Source organism: Mesorhizobium sp. M0633 (genome assembly GCF_040320645.1).
Lineage (GTDB): Bacteria > Pseudomonadota > Alphaproteobacteria > Rhizobiales > Rhizobiaceae > Mesorhizobium.
In genome coordinates this window covers 1-2,244 of sequence record NZ_JAMYQC010000097.1, presented here as the reverse complement: position 1 = coordinate 2,244, position 2,244 = coordinate 1, and the positions used below count along the sequence as shown (strand labels likewise).

The 2,244-nt window shown below is 63.4% G+C and carries 3 protein-coding genes; 1 reads left to right on the top strand and 2 read right to left on the bottom strand.

Annotated elements, in window-relative coordinates:
* Together NKI47_RS34720 and NKI47_RS34715 are read right to left on the bottom strand one after the other, a co-directional pair.
* Window positions 1-524: DUF3363 domain-containing protein (locus tag NKI47_RS34720; protein WP_352596307.1), on the bottom strand; the 524-nt coding region annotated here is incomplete at its 3' end.
* A gap of 53 nt (window positions 525-577) precedes the next feature.
* Window positions 578-1,276, bottom strand: a complete 699-nt coding sequence (locus NKI47_RS34715) for a hypothetical protein (protein ID WP_352596305.1) — start codon at window positions 1,274-1,276, stop codon at window positions 578-580.
* Window positions 1,277-1,758: 482 nt separating this feature from the next.
* Between NKI47_RS34715 and NKI47_RS34710 the strand changes: the two genes are divergently transcribed.
* The gene (locus tag NKI47_RS34710) at window positions 1,759-2,175 is read left to right on the top strand and encodes a hypothetical protein (protein WP_352596303.1); all 417 of its coding nucleotides are present in this window, start codon (window positions 1,759-1,761) and stop codon (window positions 2,173-2,175) included.
* Window positions 2,176-2,244: the final 69 nt, after the last annotated feature.

Genomic DNA, 2,244 nt, shown 5'->3' with positions numbered 1-2,244 from the left:
AGCTTTGCCGCATCGGCGGTCTCGACATAGTGCGTGCGCCCGTCCACGCCATCGACGACGAGCGACAGCCGGTCGATCATCTCGTCGCCGGCGAGCCCCTTGGCGAGCACACGGCCGACGACCGGCTCGGTGATGGTCTGCCGGTGCAGGACATATTGGGCCGCGCTCCGCTCATCGGCGAGGCCGTGCTCCTCCAGCGCCCGGTGCATGGTCTTGATGATATCGTTGCGCTCGCCAAGCGCCCGCAGCGTGCTCTCGGCCCGATCGGAAATCAACCATCGGCCGGGCTCGAGCTCGTTCGCCAGGCCGAAGTGCTCCAGTCTCTTCGCCCGATCGATCAGCAGATAGCGATTGCTGGAAATGGTGTAGCTGTCGCTGGCATTGGGACGGAGGTCGACAACATCGTGCTCCTGCTGTTCGGCGATCAGCATGCGGTCGAGTCTTGTCAGCAGTTCTGCGTCCACCTCGTTGGCCAGCTTGCGGGCGACTTCGATCTCGCTTTGCAGCCCGAGTTCCCGTTCCACCAGCTCGGTTGCCCGATGGCGGATGCCATGGGCGATGTAGTCGCCGGCGATGTTCAGGATCTTGCCTCGCCGGTGATGCCGCGCAGCAGCACATGGGTATGCGGATGACCGGTGTTGTGGTGGTTGACAGCGACCCAGTCGAGGCCCGTGTCAAGGTCGGCTTCCATCTGCCGCATGAGATCGCGGGTGAAGGAGCGCAGGTCTTCCATCTCGGCGGCATCCTCCGGCGCGACGATGAAGCGGAACTGATGTCGGTCACCGCGTCCGCGCTCGACGAAGTCCTTGCCGTCGGCCTCGTCCTCGAAGGCCGAGTACACCCTGCCCTTCTCGCCGTCCGTGGTCACGCCGTCGCGCTGGAGATAGCGCAGATGCGCATCGACGGCCTTGCTGGTCGTCACGAACTTTTGGGCGCGCCCGGTGGTCGCCTTCCCTCGCGCCGGCAGCTTGACGACGCGTGCCTTTACCACGACGCGGCGCGAGCGAAAGCGGACGCCATTGCCGCCCTGCCTCCATCCGCCACCATTCTTTGGCAACCCTGCCGCCATCTTGCCGCCTCGGCCGCGGGCGTTGAAGCGGCCACTCCCCTTCCCGGCACCGCCGCTTCCGCCGATGCGATAGGGATTGCCGCCTTGCTTGCGGACAGCGATCTCGACCTGGCGCACGAAGGGCAGCGTGCGCGGATTGACCGGCGCGCCGCCATCCCGCGTCCGGCCGGTGCGAACCTGGAATCTGTCGCTGTCACGATCTGCCATGACGACAGCATCGGCAGTCGGATTTCGCGCTTCAAGATGGCTGGATTGCCGAGTGTGCTATGGACTGCGAAGACTTGCTGCGGCGTAAAACGGCGGATCGCACATCGCTGCGACACCGCATCTTTGCTTTTCAGATCAACAGGATAGCGAACCAGCCGGCACCATCCGCACCTCGCGTCATTCAGCCTGGCGTTAGCATCCGTCGGAAAAAACAATGTGCAGACAGACACTTACGAGCGAAGCGAGGGCGAGCGCCAGCTCGCTTTATCTTGCTGTCCCTCTCCGCACTCTGTAACCGTCCGGATCCTGCACACCTAGTGCAATCTCGCAACGTGTGGGGTTCCTTCTTATCGAGGAGGATCTTCGGCGGTGCCTCGACGTTCCTGGGACAAGGCCGACAACTCGTACTTGTCGACGCATGTCGCGACCTGGTATCGAGCCGTTTTGAGGTGGAGGAATATTGCCGCCGGCGCAAGCTTTCGATGACGACTTTCGAGCTGTGGGTGCGTCATCTGGTGAGCGCGGAAGATCGGCGCAAACCTGCGGAATATCTGCGGAAATTGCGCCAGGGAAAGCCGCAAAAGCGGGGCAAGAAAGGGTCGCCGAAGCGACGCAAGAGCCCGCGCCGCTACTGCTACAGCGTGCGTACGGACACGATCCGATTTGCCCTGCAGGCGTTCTGGGGCATGCATGTGGAGGCGATGAACTGGAGCGGATTGGGGCCTGCCGAATATGCCGTGGCGCTCGGGCTTTCGCCCCATGCGCTGCGCAAATGGCGCGCTCGTCTTGAGGAATTCGAATTCGAAGTGGACTGGCGATCTCTGTTGCATCCGAGTGCCCGGGCTCAATTAAGCAGCGCTGATTGCGTGCGGCGCCAATCGCTTGAGACTGCGGGTTGACGGGCGGTCGGACCGGCGCCGCTTCAGCGACGCGCAGAAGCAGGCGATTGTGCAGGAGACGGAGAAGCC